At 43.8% G+C, this 25,273-nt stretch carries 12 protein-coding genes and 2 pseudogenes; 10 read left to right on the top strand and 4 right to left on the bottom strand.

The features are described from left to right. The first annotated feature begins 145 nt into the window (after nucleotides 1-145). The 5 genes and pseudogenes from V7L12_RS02680 (at nucleotide 146) to V7L12_RS02660 (ending at nucleotide 7,416) form a co-directional block, all read left to right on the top strand. Complete coding sequence (locus V7L12_RS02680) at nucleotides 146-2,404, top strand: ATP-binding protein (protein WP_335081903.1); 2,259 nt, start codon at nucleotides 146-148, stop codon at nucleotides 2,402-2,404. Beyond that, a complete protein-coding gene (locus V7L12_RS02675; RefSeq protein WP_334820263.1) occupies nucleotides 2,401-2,874 on the top strand; it encodes a response regulator in 474 nt (157 codons plus the stop codon). Before V7L12_RS02680 ends, V7L12_RS02675 begins: the two co-directional genes overlap by 4 nt. 3 nt (nucleotides 2,875-2,877) lie before the next feature. After that, complete coding sequence (locus tag V7L12_RS02670; RefSeq protein ID WP_335081901.1) at nucleotides 2,878-5,973, top strand: PAS domain-containing protein; 3,096 nt, start codon at nucleotides 2,878-2,880, stop codon at nucleotides 5,971-5,973. A gap of 18 nt (nucleotides 5,974-5,991) precedes the next feature. After that, nucleotides 5,992-6,198: pseudogene (locus V7L12_RS02665) on the top strand (PAS domain-containing protein); the annotation flags it as partial. Beyond that, nucleotides 6,178-7,416, top strand: coding sequence for a hybrid sensor histidine kinase/response regulator (locus V7L12_RS02660; RefSeq protein ID WP_335081925.1), 1,239 nt, complete (start codon nucleotides 6,178-6,180; stop codon nucleotides 7,414-7,416). The pseudogene V7L12_RS02665 and the gene V7L12_RS02660, both read left to right, overlap by 21 nt. 41 nt (nucleotides 7,417-7,457) lie before the next feature. Here the strand turns inward: V7L12_RS02660 and V7L12_RS02655 are convergent, their stop codons facing one another. Next, on the bottom strand, nucleotides 7,458-8,135 hold the full coding sequence (locus tag V7L12_RS02655) for a Uma2 family endonuclease (protein ID WP_335081899.1): 678 nt from the start codon (nucleotides 8,133-8,135) through the stop codon (nucleotides 7,458-7,460). Nucleotides 8,136-8,727: 592 nt separating this feature from the next. Here V7L12_RS02655 and V7L12_RS02650 point away from each other — a divergent pair. The 5 genes and pseudogenes from V7L12_RS02650 to V7L12_RS02630 all read left to right on the top strand — a co-directional run. Further along, nucleotides 8,728-9,486, top strand: coding sequence for a sucrose-phosphate phosphatase (locus V7L12_RS02650; RefSeq protein WP_335081896.1), 759 nt, complete (start codon nucleotides 8,728-8,730; stop codon nucleotides 9,484-9,486). Next, nucleotides 9,486-10,118: a Holliday junction branch migration protein RuvA gene (gene ruvA / locus V7L12_RS02645; RefSeq protein WP_109007998.1), complete on the top strand. Its 633-nt coding sequence runs from the start codon at nucleotides 9,486-9,488 to the stop codon at nucleotides 10,116-10,118. The genes V7L12_RS02650 and ruvA overlap by 1 nt, the downstream gene beginning before the upstream one ends. A 96-nt stretch (nucleotides 10,119-10,214) precedes the next feature. After that, the gene (gene bioF / locus V7L12_RS02640; RefSeq protein WP_335081922.1) at nucleotides 10,215-11,375 is read left to right on the top strand and encodes an 8-amino-7-oxononanoate synthase; all 1,161 of its coding nucleotides are present in this window, start codon (nucleotides 10,215-10,217) and stop codon (nucleotides 11,373-11,375) included. Between the two features lie 512 nt (nucleotides 11,376-11,887). Further along, on the top strand, nucleotides 11,888-16,918 hold the full coding sequence (locus V7L12_RS02635) for a PAS domain S-box protein (RefSeq protein ID WP_335081893.1): 5,031 nt from the start codon (nucleotides 11,888-11,890) through the stop codon (nucleotides 16,916-16,918). Between the two features lie 377 nt (nucleotides 16,919-17,295). Then, nucleotides 17,296-18,331, top strand: a pseudogene (locus V7L12_RS02630) (IS630 family transposase); the annotation flags it as partial. Between the two features lie 368 nt (nucleotides 18,332-18,699). Here V7L12_RS02630 and V7L12_RS02625 read toward each other — a convergent pair. The 3 genes from V7L12_RS02625 to V7L12_RS02615 all read right to left on the bottom strand — a co-directional run. Then, nucleotides 18,700-19,368, bottom strand: a complete 669-nt coding sequence (locus tag V7L12_RS02625) for a DUF1345 domain-containing protein (protein WP_335081890.1) — start codon at nucleotides 19,366-19,368, stop codon at nucleotides 18,700-18,702. Between the two features lie 301 nt (nucleotides 19,369-19,669). Continuing rightward, a complete protein-coding gene (locus tag V7L12_RS02620) occupies nucleotides 19,670-20,059 on the bottom strand; it encodes a DUF1499 domain-containing protein (RefSeq protein WP_334820249.1) in 390 nt (129 codons plus the stop codon). Nucleotides 20,060-20,306: 247 nt separating this feature from the next. Then, nucleotides 20,307-25,273: putative Ig domain-containing protein (locus V7L12_RS02615; protein ID WP_335081887.1), on the bottom strand; the 4,967-nt coding region annotated here is incomplete at its 5' end.

Raw genomic sequence — 25,273 nt, 5'->3', positions numbered from 1 at the left:
GAAAATCTAGTTTAAGTCTAGGCTAATGTGAACACAGGAGTTTGCTTTTAAGTAAGGTACAAAATGCAGGACTCAAAATCTCAGATATAAAGAGTTTTTGCCTCCTTTAAGCCGGAGTTCTAATGAGGAGTTGGATAAACAGAGAATGACTGATGAGATCATTGATTTGACAAACTGCGATCGCGAACCGATCCACATTCCAAGTTTGATCCAGCCTCACGGGGTTTTACTGGTTTTGCAAGATCCCACCCTGGAAATCCTTCAGGTGAGCAGCAACACTCAGGAAGTCGTTGGCCGTCAACCTGATGAATTGCTGGGCAAGCCGCTGTCAGATTTACTGGATGCCAAGCATATTCAGCTGATTCAACAATGTCTCGCAGAGGATTTTGAGAGCGTAAATCCCCTCAATTTATCTATCAAATATCTGAATAAATTAATTTATTTTGATGGCATTGTACATCATTTAGATACTATTATTATTCTGGAATTGGAGCTGAAAAAAGCGAAGGACAAAACAGGCTTTTTTGACTTCTATCAACAGGTAAGAGGAACCATTACCCGTATTCAGAAAGCAGCAACGCTGCTAAAAATGTGCCAGATTGTGGTGACAGAAGTTCGGAGAATCACTGGCTTTGATCGCGTCATGGTCTATCGATTTGATCAAGAAGGAGCAGGCAGCGTCATCGCTGAAGACACCAATCAGGAAACGCCCTATTTGGATTTACACTATCCGCCCTCTGACATTCCCAAGCGAGCCAGACAGCTATACACCCTCAACTGGCTGCGGCTAATTCCAGATGCTAGCTACCAGCCTGTTACCTTAATTCCAGCAAACAATCCCTTGACAAATGAACCGCTCGATTTGAGTTTATCGGTGTTACGGAGTGTTTCTCCGTTACATCTAGAATATCTGCAAAATATGGGTGTGACCGCCTCGATGTCTATTTCTCTGATGCACGAGCAAAAGCTTTGGGGATTGATTGCCTGTCACCATTCGTCACCCAAATATATTTCTTACAATATCCGCACCATCTGCGAGTTCATTGGACAGGTGATGTCTGTGGAACTGGCAAATAAAGAAGCGAGTGAAGATATTGATTACAAAAGTCAATTGAAGTCATTACAAACTCAATTTGTGGAAGGGTTGTCTCAGGCTGAGTATTTCCTGGATGGCATGGTGCAACTGAAATCTCAATTACTCAATCTGGTCAGCGCCACGGGAGCGGTAATATGTAGTGGCGACCAGTATATTCAAGTGGGTAAAACGCCATCGGAGTCAGAGGTTCAAGCCTTACTTGATTGGATTAAACCTCAACTGCATCATAACTTGTTTGAGACGCGATCGCTCACGAAAAATTACCCTGCTGCCGAGTCATTTAAAGCGATCGCCAGTGGTGTTTTAGTCCTAGAAATTTCTAGAGTTCATCACAATTACATTCTTTGGTTTCGTCCAGAGGTAATTCAAACAGTGAATTGGGGCGGCAACCCCAACAAGCGTGTGGAAGTTTTCTCAGATGGCAGTTTAAGAATGTCTCCTCGCAAATCCTTTGAATTATGGCAAGAAACGGTGCAAGGGTGTGCCCTACCTTGGAAACCTTGCGAAGTTGAAGCGGTTGCTGAACTGCGAAGCCTGGTTGTAGGTGTTGTATTGCGGCAGGCAGACAAACTGGCATCGATGAATTTTGAATTACAACGGAGTAACGAAGAACTCGATTCCTTTGCATACGTTGCCTCTCATGACCTGAAGGAACCGCTGCGGGGCATTCACAACTATGCTAACTTCTTAATGGAGGACTATGCAGAGGTACTGAATGACGATGGGGTTGCAAAACTCCAAACCTTGGTGCGTTTGACGCAGCGAATGGAAGACTTGATCAATTCGCTCCTCTATTTCTCCCGGTTGGGACGCACCGAACTGATCCGACAACCAGTGAATCTGAATGAGTTAGTGCAGCAAGTAATCACCACCTTGACCATTGCCCGACCACAAAGCGAAGTCGAGTTTCGCATTCCTCAACCCTTTAAGAGCGTTGAATGCGATCGCGCTCAGATCAATGAACTCTTCAGCAACCTGATTAGCAACGCTATTAAATATAATGATAAACCTGAAAAGTGGGTCGAAATTGGTTTCATCGAAGGAAATGGGGAAAGAAAAGTTGCTTCTACTTCTGTAACTTTCTACGTTCGTGATAACGGCATTGGCATCCCCGAAAAACATCTTGACAAAATCTTTCAGATATTCCGCCGCTTACATGGACGAGATGACTTTGGCGGTGGGACTGGGGTAGGGTTAACCATTGTTCGCAAAATCGTGGAACGGCACGGTGGTAAAATTTGGGTGGAATCTACCCCAACTCTTGGCAGTACGTTTTACTTCACCCTGGTAGCGGAGGCAAACAGATGACTAGCTTTTCAGCTTCTCCTGTCAGGCAAACGCCATTGCTTTTAATTGTGGAGGATAGCAACGAAGATTTTGAGGTACTGCAACGATTTCTAAAGCGCTCTAGCATTGCGGTTCCCATTCAACGCTGTATAAATGGGGAACAAGCGTTGGCGTTTCTTTATCGGACTGGCAGCTATGTGGAACGCGAAAGTGCGCCCCGTCCCGGCTTGATTCTACTTGATTTGAACCTGCCCGGAACCGATGGACGAGAAGTATTGCGCCGGATTAAACAGGATGACAACTTGAACATGATTCCAGTCGTAGTATTTACTACCTCTAACAATCCCAAAGACATCGAAGTATGCTATCGATATGGAGTCAATAGTTACATCGTTAAGCCGATCAATTTTGCTCAACTGAAACGAGATATTCAGATGCTGGTAGAGTATTGGTTTGAAGTGACGACACTGCCCGATTGCCCGAAGGATTAGTATATGAGTCAGAGATCGCGCATTGTCTTAATTGTCGATGATTCGCCAGAAGATCGAGAACTCTATCGGCGGTGTTTGCTGCGCGGCGGCGAGTATTCCTATACATTTTTAGAAGCAACCTCGGGGCAGCAAGGATTAGAACTTTGGCAGCAGTATCAGCCCGATGTTGTATTGCTTGATTATCGACTGCCCGATCTGGACGGACTGGAATTTATCGCTCAATTGCAACCCCTGAGCCAACAGCCGTGCTTACCTGTGATTGTCGTCACGGGACAGGGCAATGAGGCGATCGCAGTTCAGGCGATCAAAGCGGGCGCACAAGATTATTTTGTCAAAGAGCAAATTACCCCAGAAGGGCTGCAAATAGCAGTCAATGGGGCAATTGAAACAATGCAGTTACGCACCCAACTGCAACAGCGTATTGAACGAGAGCGCGTAGTCTCACATATTACCCAGAAAATTCACCAATCGCTAAATCTGGATGAAATTCTTCAGACAACTGTAACCGAAGTGCGAGAATTTCTGCACACCGATCGCGTCCTGGTTTTTCGGTTAAAACCTAATGGGGATGGCACAGTAGTAGCAGAATCGGTTGGGGCAGAATGGCGATCGCTGCTCTCCTCGACGATCCACGATCCCTGCCTAGCAGAGAACTACCTTGCATGGAATCGACCGCAAACTCTCAGCGACGATCCCGCTTTTGTCAAGAATTATATCGAACGTTATCGTCAGGGTTGCGTAACCGCGATATCTGATATTCAGAATAGCAGTATTGACCCATGCCACGTTGAATTGTTGGCTCAGTTTCAAGTTAAAGCTAATCTAGTCGTGCCAATTCTGCAAGACAACCAGTTTTGGGGATTGCTAATTGCTCATCATTGTGCTTCCCTTCGCGCGTGGCAACCCTTAGAGATTGACTTGCTCAAAGAACTGGCAATTCAGCTAAGTATCGCGTTGCGACAGGCAGAACTGTATCAGCAGGCACAGCATGAACTAAAGGAACGCCAACAAGTAGAAGCGGAACTGCGCCAGAGCGAAGAACGGCTGCAATTGGCACTCTCAGCTTCTGGTATGGGAACCTGGAACTGGAACATCCAAACGGGAAAAATTTCTTGGTCGGATAAGCTGGAAGCCTTATTTGGAATGCAACCAGGAGAGTTTGACGGCTCATTCGAGATGTTTGTCGCGCGGTTGCACCTTGACGATCGCGATCGCGTGCTAGCAGCCGTAGATCGTGCTGTCGCCACCAAAGAAGACTATAACATTGAATTTCGGGTAGTATATCCCAACGGTACGATTCGGTGGGCACTGAGCCAGGGGAAGGTGTTCTACAACCAACACGGACAACCAATTCAGATGGCGGGTATCGATCTAGATATCACCGAAGGCAAACGGTCAGCCGAAACTCTGCGCGATAGTGAAGAACGTTTCCGGCAGATCGCAGAAAATATTGATGCGGTCTTCTGGATCAGAGAAGTGTCGGAAAATCGAGTCAGCTATGTCAGTCCTGCCTATGAACGCCTATGGGGATTGAACCCGCAGGAATTGTATCAAGGACAACAAGCATGGGTCGATCGTATCCACCCAGAAGATCGAGAATCGACCCAGAGAGCGTTTCATGAAAAAGCTGTCGCAGGTAAATTTGATCAGGAATATCGGATTATTTTACCCGATGGTAGTATTCGCTGGGTAAGAGATCGCTGCTTTCCACTTCGAGATGAAACAGGAGAGATTTATCGGTTTACAGGTATTGCCGAAGACATCAGCGAACGCAAGCAGGCAGAGCAAGCCTTGCGAGACAGTGAAGAACGCCTGCAAATGGCGCTGGAAGGTTCTGGTGGCGGTCTATGGGATTGGAACATTGTTACCAATGAAGATTATTTAAGTTCCCGATGGCTGGAAATGCTGGGATATGAGCAAGGAGAATTACCTGGGAACTTTAGCAGTTGGGAGCGACTGATTCATCCTGACGATAAAGTTTGGGTGATAGAACGCTTGAATGCCCATCTTCAGGGCGATTCGGTGTCTTATAAATTTGAATATCGGATGTTAACTAAGTCTGGGGATTGGAAATGGATTGCCAACCACGGAAAAGTAGTTTTGCGCGATCGACAAGGCAATGCACTCCGCATGGCAGGCATCCATCATGATGTCACCGACCGCAAACAGGCAGAACTTTCTCTGCGAAAGAGCGAAGAACGTTTCCGCACGTCGGTTGAAAATATGCTGGATTGTTTTGGCGTATACCGTGCTCTGCGGAATGAGCAGGGACAGATTGTCGATTTTGTGACTGAATATGTCAATAATGCGGCTTGTTTCAACAATCAAATGACTTATGAGCAGCAGATTGGGCGGAGGTTGTGTGAATTACTACCAGGACATCGTGACAGTGGATTGTTTGATCAGTACTGCCAGGTAGTAGAAACAGGACAGCCGCTCATTAAAGACAGCCTAGTTTCTGAGGATGATTACGGAGAACAACGCCTAGTTAGAGCGTTTGATATCCGCGTGGCTAAATTTGGAGACGGATTTGTTGCCACCTGGCGAGATATCACCGTTCGCCAACAAACCGAAGAAGCCCTGCGCCAGAGTGAAGAATTTAAAAACTGTATTTTAGACAGCAGTTCTGACTGCATCAAGGTATTAAGTCTCAATGGGCGGCTCCTGTACATGAATACAGGCGGGCTGTGTTTAATGGAAATTGACGACTTAAATTCCTATCTCAATACTGAATGGCTCTGTTTCTGGGAAGGCAGCCATCGGCAACAGGCAGAGCAGGCACTCGCTGCCGCTAAAGTAGGCGAAGTCAGGATTTTTCGCGGATACTGCCCAACCGCAAAAGGCACTCCGAAATGGTGGGAAGTGGTTGTTAGCCCGATGCTGGATGCCTTTGGGCAGCTGGAAAAAGTCTTGTTGATTTCGCGAGACATCACCGAACGCAAAAAGATAGAACTCCTCTTGCAGGAGAGCGAAGCCCGGTTGAAATTGGCATACAAAGCTACGCGATCGGGATTATGGGACTGGGACATTACCCGCAACAGTACTCATGTATCTGAAGAGTACTACAATCTGTTTGGGCTTGACCCAACCACAGAGTAAGTCAGCTATGAACAGTGGTTAAGCCTCCTGCACCCAGACGATCGCACCTCAGCCAATGAAACAGTGAGTCACACCATCCAGCAACAGCAAGAGTATTATGAAGCTGATTACCGTGTCCTACATCCTAATGGCATTCGCTGGTTAGCGTCTAGAGGTCAGATTTTCTACGATGCAGCGGGCAATGCGGTACGGATGGTAGGCAATGTGCAGGATATCACCGATCGCAAACAAGCTGAAATCGAACGCGATCGCTTGTTAAAATTGGAGCAAGCAGCCAGAGCCGAAGCCGAACGCGCCAATCGGATCAAAGATGAGTTTCTGGCCATTCTCTCCCATGAATTGCGATCGCCTCTCAACCCGATTCTTGGCTGGACAAAACTGCTGCAAACCCGCAAATTTAGTGAAACTAAAACGGCTGAAGCTTTAGCCACCATCGAACGCAACGCGAAACTGCAAACTCAACTGATTGATGATTTACTCGATGTAGCCAAGATTCTGCAGGGCAAACTCAGCATAGATGTTACTCCTGTGAATTTGGCATTTGTGATTGAATCTGCGATCGACACGGTAAATACAGCAGCCCTTTCCAAATCAATTGTGTTGCATTCAGTACTGCCGAATATTGGGCAAGTCTCTGGAGATTCCAACCGCCTTCAACAGATCGTTTGGAATTTACTTTCCAATGCTATCAAGTTTACCCCCAAGGGAGGACGAGTAGAAACCAGGCTAGAGCGAGTTGACGATCGGGCACAGATTATCGTCAGTGACACTGGCAAAGGCATTAACTCTGACTTTCTCCCGTATATTTTTGAATCATTTCGTCAGGAAGATGTCTCAATTACTCGCAAGTATGGGGGATTAGGATTAGGGTTAGCGATCGTCCGGCAGTTAGTTGAGGCTCACGGTGGCACCATCATGGCTGATAGTCCTGGTGAAGGCTTGGGAGCCACCTTTACAGTCCAGTTGCCACTGCTGAATGTGGAACCGGAAATCAAGCAGACAGATGAGTTGCCACAACAAGCACTCGAACTCACGGGGATTAGAGTCCTCACAGTTGATGATGACCCCGATGCGCGTGAGCTATTAACAGTATTGCTTGCTGAATACGGAGCGCAAGTCTTAACTCTTGCCTCTGCGGCAGAAGTTTTAGCAAACTTAGAATCCTTTCAACCCGATGTCTTAGTCAGTGATATTGGGATGCCCGAAGTCGATGGTTATTCCCTGATTCAACAAATCCGCACTTTCACGCCCGAAAAAGGGGGAGAGATTCCGGCGATCGCTTTGACTGCTTATGCCAGAGTTGAGGATTCCCAGCGAGCCATCATCAGTGGCTATCAACGGCACGTTACCAAGCCCCTCGATCCAGAAGAGTTAGTTCAAGCTGTGGTGGCACTCGCACAGACGAAACTAAATTCTACCATCCCTCAAAATGATTCAGTTTAAACCTTTTTAAATACTTATTTACTTATCTGCTGAATAAATGTCTAATGTTCTGCTGAACTTAGCCCTTTCTGCAACACTGCTAAAACTTGTTGCATATTTCCTACAACTAATGCTGATGCATCAAGCCACAATCCTGGAAAGACTTGACTTTGAATTATACCTGACGCATTTGGTATCAGTGCTACGTATTCACCATTTTGCAAGCTGAACCAACTAACAGTGCTATCAAAAACCTGCCAAACAATATATTCCTGAATGCCATTGCGACGATAGGCACGTTTTTTATCATACAAATCTTTGCTAGCACTGCTGGCAGCAACTTCTGCTACTAATTCTGGCGCACCTTCCACGTAACCATCAGTACCCAGATGAGATGATCCGCCACACGCTGCATCAATTAACAAAATGGCATCAGGTTGGGGTTCATTATCTAAATCTAGCCGCACAGTTGGATTATCGCCCAGTCTGACACCAGGCGTGGCTACTTTATAATTTCCCAGCCAAATCATTAAATTACCATGCGGTTCGGCGTGTAATTCAAAGCGCAAAGGTGATGCCACGTAAACGACTCCTTCAATCAATTCAGCTTTCTTGAGGTTGGACATGGCATTATAGCGACGCTCAAACTCTGGACGAATGAGGCGATCGCCACTCTCAAGAGGCGGAATGTCGAAGGTAGAATCAGTTGGAGTCGAATGTTGTGGAGAGGTGTTGACCACGAGCGCAGGCTGTAGAGGTGGTTAAATTGATTGTATCGTAGTGCATTAAGCGAAAGAGACGTAGTACTAAGTCTCTACATTGTTTTTCGGTGCTAAGTCTCTTTCGACATCGCTCAAATTTAAACATTAGTTGTCAAAAATTGAGCGTTTACAGCTAATGTTCTGACATATATAAGAAACGCTTAAGCATTTGCAGTAAATGTATAATTAGTTCTTGCAAACACTTAATACTTTGCAACAAATGCTCTGACATGTATAAGAAACGTTTAAGCATTTGCAGCAAATGTATAATTAGTTCTTGCAAATGCTTAATGCTTTGCAACAAATGCTCTGACATGTATAAGAAACGTTTAAGCATTTGCAGCAATCATTGTAATGAACTTATAAATCAATTTATTTCCTGAAATATAACAGATATCCTCAGAAGCTACGGTGTACACACAAGTCCTAAAAAGCTGGTTTTAAAACAGTTCAGTTAAGCATTGATCCTCTAATTTACTGTCTGATATAATATTTTGTTTTTAGCAAACAAATCTCTTGCAAAAGTCCCTTCACACGGTAGAATAACGAGATTTTGCAAGAGGTATTAATCATGAAACCATTTCTGTTTGTAACCGACCTAGATGATACCCTGGTATACCGGACTGTGGGCGATGACAGCGCTTTACCAGAACTAAATCAACTGCTGAAGAGACATCGCCAAGAATACGGCACTAAAATCGTTTATTCTACCGGGCGATCGCCTGTACTTTACAAAGAACTCCAAGCTCAAAAAAATCTTTTGCAACCGCATGCCCTCGTCCTATCTGTGGGTACAGAAATTTACCTTGATGGTACTGATACTCCAGACTCAGGTTGGTCAGAAATCCTCTCTCCAGGATGGGAACGGGAAACTGTATTATCTATTACAAAAAAATATCCTGAGTTAGTTCGGCAACCAGATTCAGAACAGCGTCCCTTCAAAGTGAGTTGTTTCCTAGAACAAGAAGCATCTGTCAGAGTGATATCACAACTTGAAGCAGAGTTGCAGAAAAATAAATTAAATGTAAAGTTAATCTACAGTAGCGGAATTGACCTTGACATTGTACCCCATAGCAGCGATAAAGGTCAGGCAATGCAGTTTTTACGCCAGAAGTGGAAATTTGCAGCAGAACAAACAGTTGTCTGTGGTGATTCGGGTAATGATATTGCTTTATTTGCTGTAGGCAACGAACGGGGAATCATTGTGGGGAATGCCCGCAAAGAGTTACTCCAATGGCACAATGAGTATCCCGCAGACTATCACTACCTCGCAAAAGGTTTTTGTGCAGGTGGAATTATTGAAGGCTTAAATTATTTTGGTCTCTTGTAATGATTAGTTATCTAAAAGGTATAGTCGCTGGTATCCAAACAATTGGCGCTAATCGCGTGATTCTGACTCTGGAAGTGAATGGTTTGGGGTATGATTTGCAAGTTCCCCAACGGCTAGCAAATCAGTTACCAGAGTCGGGAGGAGTGGCGCAAATTTTTACCCATTTGCAAATTCGTGAAGAAGTGCCCTTTCTATATGGCTTTGCTTCCCCAGCCGAACGCGATTTATTTCGCCACTTGCTGACTGTCACAGGTATTGGTGCAGCCTTAGCGATCGCACTCTTGGATACTCTGGAACTACCAGATTTAGTCCAAGCAATTATCGCTGGCAATACACAAATTCTAATTCAGGCTCCCGGTGTCGGTAAGAAAATCGCAGAACGCATCTGTTTGGAACTGAAAAGCAAATTAGTCGAGTGGCGCAAATCAGCCGGGTTCTTCGTCGCCACAGGCGGGCCAGCACCGGGAATTCTCGAAGAGGTGCAAATGACCCTCTTCGCCTTGGGATATACTGCCCATGAGGTCAGTCACGCCCTGCATGTGGTCAGCGAAGACATCGGACTACCCAAGGATGCTTATGTCGAAGACTGGATTAAACAAGCGATCGCTCATCTCAGTAGCGAACAAGTTTAATTGTCATTAGTCCTTTGTCATTAGTCATTTATTCTTTTCCCCTAACGGCCGCCCAATGCCCAGTGCCCAATGCCAATGCCCAATGCCCTATCCCCAATGACTGACCCTTATGCTTGGCTAGAACAGTCCTTAGCAACAATTCATCGGGCGGACTGGTATCGTTCAGTACAACCTATCAATGGTCGTCCGGGTGCAACGGTGGTTTTAGCTGGGCAAAAGGTAATTAATTTTGCCAGCAATGACTATTTGGGATTGGCTGGAGATGAGCGTTTGATGGCAGCGGCGATCGCAGCCGTCGCCGAATTTGGGACTGGTAGTACTGGTTCGAGATTACTCAGTGGACATCGGGGATTACACAGGGAGTTAGAATCTGCGATCGCATCTACCAAACAAACAGAAGATTCCTTGGTATTTAGTTCCGGGTATCTAGCCAATTTGGGTGCAATTACCGCCCTTGTTGGCAAGCGTGATTTAATATTCTCTGACCAGTACAATCATTCCAGTCTAAAAAATGGATCGATTCTCAGCGGTGCAGCAGTTGTGGAATACCCACACTGTGATATGGCAGTATTAAAAACTCAGTTGAACCAGCAGCGGCAAAATTACCGACGCTGTTTGATTCTTACTGATACCGTCTTCAGCATGGATGGTGATTTATGTCCATTGCCTGCACTGTTGGATCTTGCTGATGAATTTAGCTGTATGCTGCTAGTCGATGAAGCTCATGCCACTGGGGTACTAGGAAAAACTGGCGCTGGATGTGTGGAACATTTTGGGTGTACAGGAAAGCAGTTAATTCAAGTTGGCACCTTGAGTAAAGCTTTAGGTAGTTTAGGCGGGTATGTAGCAGGAAGTAGCGCCCTAATTGACTTTTTGCGGAACCGCGCACCCAGTTGGATTTATACCACTGGGCTTTCACCTGCTGATACAGCCGCGGCCTTAGCAGCAATCAAGATCGTGCAACAAGAACCACAACATCGTGCCCAATTGTGGGGGAATATATATTACTTGAAAACTTTGCTGCAACAGTTACCTAACTTGAAATTACTGCCTTCTGAATCACCCATATTATGTTTTCAATTGCCTAATGCCACAGATGCCCTCAAAGCTGGAAAACAGCTAAGAGATGCTGGCATTTTTGCCCCAGCAATTCGTCCCCCCACAGTCCCCACAAGTCGAATCAGAATATCTTTAATGGCAACTCATGAAGTAGCACATATTGAAAAATTGGTAGCAGTACTAAAGGAGGTTAGCTGACGACAGTAGGGCATTGGGCATTGGGCATTGGGCATAATGAACGGAGTTCTGAGGTGGATGAACGGAGTTCCCAATCCCCAATCCCTTTTACAAAACTGGCAATTGATTAAACAAGATCCAATAAAAACCAAGCTGTTGGACTGCTTGGTTAAATTGTTCAAAATCGACAGCTAATTAAAAAAGCAGTTGGATGATAAATAGGTGATCTCACAACTACAGCCAATATTTTCTGTTTATCTTTATCTTTAACCAGATATTATTCCATGATTTTCGTTATAAATTAGCTTGCGTTTGTATTTAGTATTTTAAATTAGCAAAATAGTGTCATTTATCTTGATGGTTCGAGCGAAGTTTTTACTCTGCATATCAGATAACTAACAAATTAACCTCTGGCAAAAGAGGCTTTTAGAACTCAGCGAAAATCTATCTGTAGATAAATTACTAAAATTTACAAACTAGCTTAGGGTATGTACAGCCTCTGCAATGAGTATTGGTTTTTCCAAGAACTTTTCATGCCCCATATTCATTATTCTCAGTTACTGCGTTATGGCATCGTTGTATTAGTTGTTGCACTTGCATTAGTGCTAATGTTGATGCTAGACCCCTGGTTAAGCATGAGTGGAACTCCTTTCCTGCTGTTTTTTAGCGCTGTAATGGTGAGCGCTTGGTATGGTGGTTTGAAGTCAGGGCTGTTAGCAACTTTCTTGTCTGCGTTACTGAGCGATTACTTTTTTCTCCCTCCAGCTTATGAGCTGAGTTTTGACTTATCCAATTCTGTGCGAATTGGGTTATTTGCATTAGAAGGATTGCTCTTTAGTATCATCTGTGAGGCATTAAAAACTGCTAAAATCCGGGCGGATGAAAATCTCCAAAAGCTAAGAGTTAGTGAAGAAAGATTTCGATTAGCCTTAAGTAGTTCAGATATTGTGGTCTTTCAGCAGGACCGCGATTTGCGATATCAGTGGATTCATAATCCTCAAGGTCTAGACACTGCTGAGGAAATGTTAGGTAAGTCTGATGATGAATTATTTTCAGCCTCAGTAGCAGCGCAATTGCAGGCAATTAAACTAAAGGTAATAGAGACTGGTGTTGCAACCCGTGAAGAAGTTTATCTGACAACTTCTGGAGAAGACTGTTTTTATGATTTGCTAGTTGAACCACTAAGAGATGCAGACAATAGCATTTTAGGTATTACCTGTGCAGGTGTGAATATTACCGAGCGCAAGCAGGCAGAACTAGAAAAAGCCAGGTTGCACCAAGAACTTCAGCAAGCTATTCAGCAAAAAGATGAATCTCTGGCGTTACTCAATGCTTGGCTTACTAGTTCACCAGTGGGGCTGGCTTTTCTTGATACTGAACTGCGCTACATTCATGCAAATGAAGTGCTAGCTGCCATTAACGGTGTACCGCAAACTCAACATATTGGTCGCACCTTTAGGGAAGTACTACCAGAATGGGCAGCGCAAATTGAGCCTGTTTTTGAGCAAGTGATGAAAACTAGGCAGCCCTTACTCAACCAGGAAATGAGCCGTGAAACCTATCCGCCTGGGGTATATCGTTATGGTCTTGTCAGCTATTATCCGGTGTGTTTGCCGGATGGGCAGTTGTTGGGAGTGGGCATTAGTTCAATTGATATTACTCAACTGAAACAAACTGAGCAAGCATTACGCGAAAGCGAAGCTAAGTTTCGTAGCATAGTTGAGTCAAACATGATTGGTATCGGCTTCTGGGATAGAGACGGCAGGATTACAGATGCTAACGATGCCTTGCTGAATATGGTCGGTTATACCCGTGAAGAATTACTTGCCGGTACACTTCGCTGGCAAGACCTAACTCCTACAGAGTATGTGCCACTCGATAAGGAAGCACTAACTCAATTTCAAGACAGTTTCTTTTGCACACCATATCAAAAAGAATATATCCGTAAAGACGGCTCACGCTTGCCTGTTTTGGCAGGTGGTAGCCATTTTGAAGGGACTGTAGATCGAGGAGCTTTTTTTGTTCTCGATATTACAGAGCGCAAACAGGCTGAGGAAAGACTCCGCTATATCGCCCAAATTAGTAGTGTACTCTCTACTTCGTTAGATTATGAACAAACCTTACAACAGATCGCTAAAATTTCAGTTCCCCAGCTTGCTGATTGGTGTAGCGTCGATATTTTAAATGAAGATGGTTCCATTCGCCGCCTACCCATTGCCCATGTAGACCCATCGAAAGCGGAGTTAGCGCATAAACTTCAGGAGTATGTGACAGATTACAAAGGTGCAAGTGCAATTACTAGAGTATTGCAAACTGGGCAAAGTGAATTGATCTCAGAGGTATCTGACTCGCTATTAGTAGCAACTACTCAGAATCAGGAACACTTAGAACTTGTTCGGCAATTGGGGATGAAGTCTGTAATGATTGTGCCGTTAATCGCAAAAGGGCGCATACTCGGCTGTATTACCTTTATCAACACCCGATCGGATCATCGCTACGATCGCACTGACCTAACTTTAGCAACAGATATTACTCATCGTGCTGCCTTAGCAGTGGAAAATGCCCAACTTTATCGAAACATCCACCAAGCTTTAGTCCATTATGCTGAATCTCTATCTCTTCTAGATGCGCTGCTAGAAGCGGCTCCTGTTGCCGTATGCTTTTTGGATCGGGAACTGCGATATATCCGAATTAATCAAGTTTTCGCTGACATTAACGGTTTAGCTATAGAAGAACATCTAGGACGCAAATTTAGGGAAGTGTTGCCAGCGATGGCGGCTAAGTTAGAGCCACAGTTACAGCGCGTGTTAGATAGTGGAGAACCCCTGCTGAATATGGAAATCAGCGGTGAGACAAGGGGACAAGCAAGACATTATGGTTACTGGCTGGGCAACTATTACCCAGTTCATAACGCAATGGGTGAAACGGTAGGAATTGGAATTATTTTGGCAGATGTGACAGCAGCAAAGCAAACAGAAGTTGCTTTGCGAGAAAGCGAAGAAAGGTTTCGGGCAATGTTCAATCAGGCAGCTGTGGGTATTACTTTAGTAGGGTTGGATGGACGATTTCTGCAAATTAATCCTGCCCTGTGCGAAATTACTGGGTATAGCCATGAAGAGTTAATTCAAATGAACTTTCAAGAAATTACCCACCCTGACGACTTAGAAGTTGATTGGGAAAATGCTCGGCGAGTTTTAACAAAAGAAATTAGTGGTTATTCCCTAGAGAAGCGCTACATCCGCAAAGATGGTTCTATAGTTTGGGCAAACCTAACTTCATCAGCAGTTTGGGATGCTAACGGACAAGCAATGTATGCATTAGGGATTATTGAGGATATTAGCCATCGCAAACGAGTTGAAGCCACACAAAAATTTTTAGTCGAAGCCAGCACCTTACTAGCTGCCTCATTGGATTATGAAATCACCTTGGCAAATGTGGCAAATCTAGCAGTTCCGACCCTAGCTGACTGGTGTATTGTAGATGTCTTCCAGGAAGATTGGTCAAGTAAACAAATTGCGATCGCAATTGCCGATCCCACAAAACTAAATATTTTAGACCAAATCCAACGGCGTTATCGACCCAAAACCAAAGCCAAACAGCTTGTACAGCACCTACGCTTAGGAATATCTGTCTTTTATCCGGAATTATCTGACTCACATCTTCTACAGATGTCTGAAGACAACGAACATCGGCAATTGCTGCAAAATCTGGGTATTCGTTCTCTGATGGTGATTCCAGTTCGTTCCCGCGGGCAATTATTTGGAGCAATCTCTTTTTTTACCGCCGAGTCAGGTCGGTACTATCAACAAACAGACTTGGCTTTAGCAGAGGATATTGCTCGGCGGGCAGCGACAGCCATCGACAACGCCAGACTTTACCAGGAAACTCAACGGTCTGTCAATCGCACAGTACTTTTACAAAAAATAACTGCTGCCTTCTCGGAAGCCTTAACTCCCCAACAGGTGGCTGATGTAGTGGTGAACCAAGGCATTGCCGCCTTGATAGCTACTGGTGGTTCCGTTGTCTTACTTACTGAAGGAAATACTACCCTAAAAGTTGTGCAAGCAATTGGCTATCCGCAAACGCTCATAAATACTTGGACAAGTTTTCCGATCACAGCACCTAACCAAATAGCAGAAACAGTCAGAACTGGGCAGCCGATTTTTTTAGAGAATTTAGCAGCCATGATTGCTAGATATCCCGACTTAGCAGATGTTGTGACTGTTATAGCGAATAATGCCTGGGCTTCCATTCCCTTGATAGTAGAAGGTAAAGTAATTGGGGCTTTGGGATTAAGCTTTACTACTGGACAAATATTTAATGAAGAAGACCGGGGATTTATGTTGACACTGGGACAGCAGTGTGCACAAGCGATCGCCCGCGCTCAACTTTACGAAGCCGAAAAGGCTGCCAGGGCACAAGCTGAGACAGCCAACCGCATTAAAGATGAATTCCTCGCTGTCCTTTCCCATGAACTGCGAACTCCCTTGAATCCGATTTTAGGGTGGGCAAAGTTACTCAGAACCCGCAAGTTTGACGAAGCTACTAAAATCCGAGCATTAGAAACAATCGAGCGTAATGCCAAGTTACAAACCCAATTGATTGGAGATTTACTTGATGTTTCGCGGATTTTGCAAGGAAAAGTCAGGTTAAATCTCCATGCAGTGGATTTGAAAATAGCGATCGCAGCGGCATTAGAAACGGTGCGTCTAGCAGCAGAAGCTAAATCAATTCAAATTCAAATAGTGTTAAGTAATGATATCAGCAAAGTTCTCGGCGATGGCGATCGCTTGCAACAAGTGATGTGGAATCTCCTCTCCAATGCCGTTAAATTCACACCCACAGATGGACTTGTAGAAGTGCGTCTCGAGCAAGTTGGTTTAGATGCCCAAATCCAGGTAATTGATACAGGTAAAGGAATCAACCCAGAATTTTTGCCCTACGTCTTTGATTACTTCCGGCAAGCAGATGCCAAAACAACCAGAGTATTTGGCGGACTGGGATTGGGACTGGCAATTGTGCGTCATCTAGTAGAACTTCACGGTGGCACAGTTCAGGCAGAGAGTTTGGGAGAAGAACAAGGGGCAACCTTCACAGTCAAATTACCTTTGCTCAAAAATTCTGAGTTGCGAGTTAGCAGTAGTGAAGCTTCTCAACCAGAACTCAGTACTGATGATACATTACTTGCTGGAGTGCAAATCCTGCTTGTGGACGATCAAGCTGATGTGCGAGAGTTTTTTAGCTTTGCGCTGGAACAATACGGTGCAACGGTAACGGCAGTTGAATCAGCAGATGAAGCGCTGCAAACATTAGTGCAATCAAAGCCAGATATCCTCTTAAGCGATATTGGAATGCCCTTGATGGATGGCTATATGTTGCTACGCGAAGTGAGAAAATTACCACCAGAACAAGGCGGACAAATTCCCGCCATCGCCTTGACTGCTTATGCTGGAGAACTTAACTACAACCAAGCAATGGCAGCAGGCTTTCAAAAACATCTACCTAAACCCGTCGATCCAGTGGATTTAGCTACAGCGATCGTTAGTCTTATTGGGCACGATTAACCTTACAGCTATTTTCAGGTAAATAGACCACGCGGTAGGGGCGCAAGGCCTTGCGCCCCCACAACAGATGTGGTTCAAATACATGAAAACTGCTGTAAGAGTGAATAATATCAAGTTCGGGTGATTAGTTATAATAAAACCTATCAATGTAGGTTGGGTTGTAGCTTGCTTCCCCGTAGGGGTACGACAGTGAAACCCAACATAAATAATGAAACAATTAATGTTGGGTTTCGTTCCTCAACCCAACCTACAGATATTATAAGTGTTTAACCGAACCTGATATAGAAATCATATTTGATTTCTGAAAAAACTAAGAGATAATACTGAGATATATATCTGTCTAAGAACGAACAATGATAAACCAGCATCTACAAGCCGCGATCGCAGAACTACAAGAATTTATAGATGATCGCCCAGATGCGCGTGAGGTAAGGAAAGCGTTGGCAGTTAAACTGGTTTATCAAGGTTACAAGTATGAAGAAATTCAAACAATTTTAGATGTGTCACTTGGTTCGATAACAAGCTGGAAACAAGCCTACGAGGAATATGGAATTTCGGGGCTGCACCTGAACCACAAGGGAAGAAAAGGCTACTTAACTGCTCAACAACGAGAAGAAATCTTAAGTTGGTTGCAAACAAAGGAATGTTGGGAACTTGGCGAACTCGAATATAAATTGGCTTTTGAATACGATCTAACTTATGAATCAAAACGGAGCTATTACGATTTATTTGATGCGGCAGGAATTAGTTGGAAGAAAACTACTTCTTTGAATCCAAAAGCTGACGAGGACGCTGTTGCTGCAAAAAAAAAAGAGATTGAAACACTGTTGGCAAGGCATCGGGAGGAAATCGAAACAGGAAAGTTAAAAGTATTACTGCTTGATGAATGTCATTTAATGTGGGGAGATTTAAGCGGATATGTCTGGGGAAAAACTGACCAAGAGATAGCAGTGAGAGTTGTTAATGTACGAGATAAACAGACATACTACGGTGCAGTTGACTATCTGAAGGGAGGCTTACTGCTCAAAGCATATAATGCAGGTAACTCAGAAAATACGATTGATTATCTACGTTATTTATTAGATCAGTCGCCCAACCAAAGATTACTTCTTTTTTGGGATGGTGCTTCTTACCATCGTTCACATCTGGTTCAAAACTTTTTAGGCGAGATAAACCTTGGTTTGTCTCAAGAGCATTGGAAAATTCATTGCGAACGCTAAAGCCCCTAATTGCCCATCACAAAATCCAATTGAGGATATTTGGTTACAAGCTAAAACTTGGGTACGGCGTTTCTGTGCTTTGATTCCTTCGTTCTCTCATCTCAAATGGATGTTTGAGTGGTTTCTCCGACACACTACCTTTGATTTTGCCACTCTTCAAATGTACGGAGCTTTTTCAGAAATCAAATACTAGTCCTATATAAACTCTCAGTATCCAGTCAGACATTAATTAACTAAGGAACCATGTAAATTTAGAGGGGTGATGATTTCTTTGGCTCTATTGCCATGAGCCAACAATCTGAATATTCTCCTTCATGCAGTTCATTTGCACCCTTTACCAATTACGAATTATTGCGTAGAGGGTTCAGAGCAAGCACTGATTGCAACTACGAATTACTGTCTTCTCTACGAGACGCTCCGCGAACGTAGCGGTAGCAAGTCCGTGTACTCTTACAGAGAAGCAAGCTAGCAAGAGCGTCTGTCTGCGACACGCTGCACGAACGTAGAGAGCGTCATTATCAATTACGAATTATTTAGACACCTCTTGTTTATAGAAATTATTTAAATCAGCGATGCAATGATATTAATACTCATAGCTAAAATGGTGGTATTGAAAAAGAAGGATAATATGCCATGTAACAGAGTCAAGCGTCTCATATCGGGTGATGTTGTCTGCACATCTGAAACTTGACTGGTCATGCCGACTACAAATGAATAATATAAAAATTCCCAGTAGTCTGGATAGTCGTTATGAGGAAAATCTAAACCTCTGGTGATTTCTTCACTATGATTACGATTAATATATTTGTAATAGCTGTGTGCATATTGCACTGCAAACATCGTATGCACTAGTAACCAGGAACCGACAATGGTCATAATTGAAAGTATGACATGTAGGTTAAGTATAATTGTTGACAACCCTTTTTTATCGGTTAATAAAAACCCAATGGCTAAAACACTGGCACAAGCCGCAGCAATCACCAGCATCAATATAGCCAAATATCCTTCATATTCACTCTCAGCATAACGGCGAATTTTTTCTGGGTTAGCCTTAATCATTTTCCACCACGTTATAGCTAAGAAAAAGTCAATACCGGAGTTCCAAGCGCAGAGAATGCGAGTAGGTAAGTGCAGAGAATGCGGCAGGATTACTGAAACTAATACAGCCAGTCCGATAGCAACTATCAGTCGGGGTCGGGAGTCAAAGTTTTTAAACAAATTAAGTTTCACAAATATTGCGATCGCAGAGTTTAACTAATTCGTAATTCATAATTTTCGGTGAAACACTACACCACATTACACAATCGTCATTCCAGATTTGACTGGGGTCTGAATCTACATAAGTAGATGGGCAAAAATATTTACAACTATTGCAAACCAAGTGAAGCAATCCAATACTCTGAGATTGTCTCTCTATTCTACGAGAGGCTACGCGAATGTCTCACTCGTAATGATATTGTGTAATTAATTTTGTCCAACTACTTCTTTATCTTCCCAGTCTTTAATCTCCAGTCCTTAGTTCAATTACAAATTACTTGAACTTGCCTCTAATCGTCTCTATTCGTTGACGATTAACACCCAAATCGCTCTGACCTAAACGTGAAGCTGAACGCACGTGGATAACATTGGCATTCCGGTCTAGATAGAATTCTACATCATCCACAAATCCCAGTAAAGCACTTTTAAATTCTGCATATAAATAATCTTTACTTTCGGTAATGATTTTGGTTCTTGGTAAAGACTCAATAATCTGTTTAAGATTAGTAATCCCTTCTTCTGGAGTAGATGTAAAAGTCAGTGGTGCAATTTGGTGAGAAGCATCTGTACTCTGACTAGAAACGCAATTGGGGGAATTAGGGCAGGATGCTAATTTACCGTTGCTAATACCTAAATTATTTGGTCGTTTGCCAGCAAAAACCATAATTATGTCTCCGAGTAAGTGAATAAGTATACTCTCACATATTTTTGTTAGTGTAATACTTTGTGTCTACGCCGCAAAGTGGCTTGTTGTCAGACATCGCAGCTTCTGGCGAATGACAGATTCACTAAAATATCGATGATGCGATCGCTCTCCATAACTCATATTTGATTTTTTCAGAAAATAAAGCCTGTATTTATTGCTCAATAAAGCTTACAGGCTATATTACATCTATACGAGTCACTTCAGACTAGGCGATACTCAAATTAACTCGGACAATCAAATCGTTGTAATCTCGATCGCCGCCATTTGCCAAATCCTCAAAGCCAAAAGCGTTATCCCCCAACAGACGAATATGATCTGCTTTGTCAGTGTTAGCGCCTAAAAAGGAGAAGTAAACTGCCGGATCGTTATTAGTATTGCTATCAAGAATTGCATCAGTCCCGGCATTAACAATGATAAACGGGACGAAAATAGCACCAGGTTGGAAAGTGCCTGTAAAACTTGCTGTACCTTCGTTAGCCACACTTAAATCAATACCAGCGACACGGTTACTAATAGCAGCTTGAGTATAACCCGCCTGTCCAACAAGCACATCTGCTCTACCATCGCCATTGGTATCGATGCCACCATTCTCATCAGTTATCTGATAAAAGCCGACAAAGTTATTAAAATCTGCTTCTCTATGAACCACAAATTCGGCTTTTACCAATTGTGTCACATTTCGTAAATCAATCAGTTCGGGTTCATATTTTCCTTGAAGACCAGTACCTAGAAGTGGATCTTGCTCTGTTGCTGCAATCTTGACAACCAAATTCTGGAAGTTGAGAGAAAACCCTTTATCGTCCACATTCGTATCCGAGGAAAAAAGCACCTGAGAAAAAGGGGTTTGTCCAGATAGCACCGCCTGAGTAGTGCTGCTACGGATTAAATAAAATCTTAGGTTGCTCTCAGAGTTGAATTCCAGTAGCCTGCTTAGGTCAGTGGGATTAAAACCATTGGGTAGTTTGGCAAGAGATGAAAGAAGCACCGTTGCTCGTTGGAGAGCTAGTTCGGTGTAATTTGCAGCACCAGGGGCTACGCCGTTAATCCTACCTTCTGGATCATCAACGACAAATACACCCAGTTCATTGACTTCTTCAGAGGTGTTGCTTTTAATCTTGACTGAGAGTTTGGCTTTTTCACCCTTAACTTGATTTTTTATCGTAAAGATATCACCTGTAATTTTTGTAAGTAGGCTGGTTGATTCAATCTCAGGAGTAATCCCTTGAGCAACGGTGAGTGCAAACACATCACTGACTTCAGCAAAAGCCGAATCTTTGGCGGTAACTTTGATGTTCAAGCTACCCAAGTTATTATTCGTCGGAATGCCGCTGAAAGTACGCTTATTAGGATCGAAGGTTAACCAACTGGGTAGTGGGTCGCCGTTGTCTAAGCTAGCAGTGTAGATCAAGGTATCTTCAATATCTACATCGCTAAAAGTGTTTTCAGGGATGGTGAAGTTAAAGGTAGTTTCTGCCGTAACTTTTTGCTCAGCGATCGCCCGATCTACAATTGGTGGATTGTTAGCTTTAGCAATTGTGAGTGCAAATACATCACTAATTTCAGCAAGAGCCGGATCTGTGGCGGTGACTTTAATGTTCAAGCTACCCACATTATCATTCGTAGGAGTGCCGCTGAAGGTAAGCTCATTAGCATTGAAGCTTAACCAACTGGGTAGTGGATCGCCATTGTCTAAGGTAGCAGTATAGGTCAAGGTATCTTCAAGATCCACATCGCTAAAAGTGTTTTCAGGAATGGTGAAGTTGAAGGTAGTTTTTGCTGTAGCTTTTTGGTCAGCGATCGCCCGATCTACAATTGGTGCACTATTGAACTTAGCAAGTGTCAATACAAACACATCACTGACTTCATCCCCAGAAAGATCCTTGACTGTGACTTTGATATTCTGATTACCCAAATTCTCTACCGTAGGAGTACCACTAAAATTCTGGGTAGCAGAATTAAAATTTAGCCAACTGGGAAGTGGATCGCCGTTTTCGAGAGTAGCAGTGTAGGTGAGGCTATCGCCAGCATCGATATCAATGAAAGTATTTTCTGGGATAGTGAAATTAAACTGCGTATTTATGACTACCTTTAAATTAGCGATCGCCTCAACTACCTCTGGTGCATCGTTAACGTTCTTAACAGTGAGTGCAAAATCATCACTGACTTCAACCCCAAAAATATCCCTAGCAGTAACTTTAATGTTGAGGTTACTCACGTCCGCATTTAAGGGAGTGCCACTAAAGGTTTTGGTAGCAGCATTGAAGCTTAACCAACTGGGTAGAAGATCGCCCTTTTCGAGAGTGGCAGTGTAGGTGAGGCTATCGCCAGCATCGATATCAATGAAGGTATCTTCTGAGAAAGTGAAATTGAAAACCGTGTCTTCTATTGCTTCTTGGTTTGCAATTTCATTCACCACCTCTGGCGCATCATTAGCATTCTTAACAGTGAGTACAAACACATCACTGACTTCAGCCAGAGCAGGATCTGTGGCAGTAACTTTAATATTCAGACTACCCACGTCTGCATTTAAGGGAGTGCCACTGAAGGTTTTAGTATTAGCATTAAAGCTCAACCAAGTCGGCAGAGGGTTGCCGTTTTCCAAGGTGGCAGTGTAGGTGAGATTATCGCCAGCATCGATATCAATGAAGGTGTCTTCTGAGAAAGTGAAATTGAAAATCGTGTCTTCTGTTGTTTCTGGATCTGCAATTTCATTCCCCACCTCTGGCGGATCGTTGACGTTTTGAACGGTGAGTAGAAAAACATCATTCGCTTGAGCAAGAGCAGTATCTGTGGCAGTAACTTTAATGTTCAAGCTACCCACGTTCGCATTCAAGGGAGTACCACTGAAGGTTTTGGTCGCAGTATTGAAGCTTAACCAACTGGGTAGAGAGTTACCGTTTTCGAGAGTGGCAGTGTAGGTGAGAGTGTCTCCAGTATCGACATCCTTAAAGGTGTTGTCTGGGATAGTGAAGTTGAAACCTGTGTCTTCTGTTGCTTGTTGGTTAGCAATTTCATTCACCACCTCTGGTGGATCATTGGTGTTGTTAACGGTGAGTATAAACACATCACTGATTTGAGCAAGAGCCGGATCTGTAGCAGTAACTTTAATGTTGAGGCTACCTACGTTTGCATTTAAGGGAGTGCCACTGAAGGTTTTGGTTGCAGCATTGAAGCCTAACCAACTGGGTAGAAGATCGCCATTTTCGAGACTAGCAGTGTAGGTGAGACTATCGCCATCGATATCAATGAAGGTGTTGTCAGGGATAATGAAGTTGAAAATTGTGTCTTCTGTCGCTTGTTGGTTAGCGATTTCATTCACTACCTCTGGCGGATCGTTGGTATTCTTAACAGTGAGTGCAAATACATCACTAACTTGAGCAAGAGCCGGATCTGTAGCAGTAACTTTAATGTTGAGGCTACCTACGTTTGCATTTAAGGGAGTACCACTGAAGGTTTTGGTCGCAGCATTAAAACTCAACCAACTTGGTAGAGAGTCACCGTTTTCGAGAGTAGCAGTGTACGTGAGAGTGTCGCCAGTATCGACATCCTTAAAGGTGTTGTCTGGGATAGTGAAATTGAAACCTGTGTCTTCTGTTGCTTGTTGGTTAGCAATTTCATTCACCACCTCTGGCGGATCGTTGGTATTCTTAACAGTAAGTGCAAATACATCACTAACTTGGGCAAGAGCAGTATCTGTAGCAGTAACTTTAATGTTGAGGCTACCCACATTTGCATTCAAGGGATTGCCACTAAAGGTTTTGGTCGCAGGATTGAAGCCTAACCAACTGGGTAGAGAGTCACCGTTTTCGAGAGTGGCAGTGTAGGTGAGAGTGTCGCCAGCATCGACATCCTTAAAGGTGTTGTCTGGGATAGTGAAATTGAAACCTGTGTCTTCTGTTGCTTGTTGGTTAGCAATTTCATTCACCACCTCTGGCGGATCGTTGGTATTCTTAACAGTAAGTGCAAATACATCACTAACTTGGGCAAGAGCAGTATCTGTAGCAGTAACTTTAATGTTGAGGCTACCCACATTTGCATTCAAGGGATTGCCACTAAAGGTTTTGGTCGCAGGATTGAAGCCTAACCAACTGGGTAGAGAGTCACCGTTTTCGAGAGTGGCAGTGTAGGTGAGAGTGTCGCCAGCATCGACATCCTTAAAGGTGTTGTCTGGGATAGTGAAATTGAAACCTGTGTCTTCTGTTGCTTGTTGGTTAGCAATTTCATTCACCACCTCTGGCGGATCGTTGACGTTCTTAACAGTGAGTGTAAACACATCACTGGTTTTGGCAAGAGCAGTATCTGTGGCTGTAACTTTAATGTTCAAGCTACCCACGTTTGCATTCAAGGGAGTGCCACTGAAGGTTTTAGTAGCGGCATTAAAACTCAACCAACTGGGTAGAGGATTGCCATTTTCGAGAGTAGCAGTGTAAGTGAGGGTATCTCCAACATCTGGATCTTGGAAGTAGCTTGAGATGGTGAAGTTGAAATCTACGCCTTGTAGAGTCTCTTGGTCTACGATTTCATTCACTAGCACAGGATCTTGGTTAGTCTTGTAGCGTACCACAACAAAATTACTGGCGCTTACTCCCGCGACTATTATCCTACCATCGGCTTGTTGTGTGAGAGCATAGGCATTATCAGTACTCTTTGTGCCGATATCGGTAGTGACTTTGCCAGTAGTATTGAAATTGGTGTCGAGACTACCATTACTGTTGTAACGGACTAAAGCAAAGTCACCACTACTCGAACCCGCCACCAGAATCTTGTCATCAGCTTGCACGCTAATGCTGTAGGCGATATCGGTGGTCTTTGAACCAATATCAGTAATGACCTGGCCACCAGTACCAAAGCTAGTGTCGAGACTGCCATTGCTGTTGTAACGTGCTAAAGCAAAGTCACTAGTGCGCTTTCCCGCCAAGATAATCTTGCCATCACTTTGCACGGCAATGCTATAGGCTATATCAGTACCGCCCAAGTTAGTAGTGACCTTGCCACCAGTACCAAAGCTGGTGTCGAGAGTGCCGTCGCTGTTATAACGCACCACAGCAAAGTTATTGGTACTCGAACCCGCTACCAGAATCTTGCCATCAGCTTGCAGGGTAACGCTGTAGGCGGTATCGCTGCTGCCAGTACCAATATCAGTAGTGACTTTGCCAGTAGTATTGAAATTGG

The organism is Nostoc sp., from assembly GCF_036918245.1.
GTDB lineage: Bacteria > Cyanobacteriota > Cyanobacteriia > Cyanobacteriales > Nostocaceae > Nostoc.
Note: the sequence above shows the minus strand (reverse complement) of the source record. Positions and strands in the feature narration are given on the sequence as shown.

Coding starts and splice junctions, on each gene's coding strand:
- V7L12_RS02650 (WP_335081896.1), top strand. CDS start 8,728: ATGAAACCATTTCTGTTTGTAACCGACCTAGATGATACCCTGGTATAC.
- bioF (WP_335081922.1), top strand. CDS start 10,215: ATGACTGACCCTTATGCTTGGCTAGAACAGTCCTTAGCAACAATTCAT.
- V7L12_RS02680 (WP_335081903.1), top strand. CDS start 146: ATGACTGATGAGATCATTGATTTGACAAACTGCGATCGCGAACCGATC.
- V7L12_RS02670 (WP_335081901.1), top strand. CDS start 2,878: ATGAGTCAGAGATCGCGCATTGTCTTAATTGTCGATGATTCGCCAGAA.
- V7L12_RS02635 (WP_335081893.1), top strand. CDS start 11,888: ATGCCCCATATTCATTATTCTCAGTTACTGCGTTATGGCATCGTTGTA.
- ruvA (WP_109007998.1), top strand. CDS start 9,486: ATGATTAGTTATCTAAAAGGTATAGTCGCTGGTATCCAAACAATTGGC.
- V7L12_RS02620 (WP_334820249.1), bottom strand. CDS start 20,059: ATGGTTTTTGCTGGCAAACGACCAAATAATTTAGGTATTAGCAACGGT.
- V7L12_RS02675 (WP_334820263.1), top strand. CDS start 2,401: ATGACTAGCTTTTCAGCTTCTCCTGTCAGGCAAACGCCATTGCTTTTA.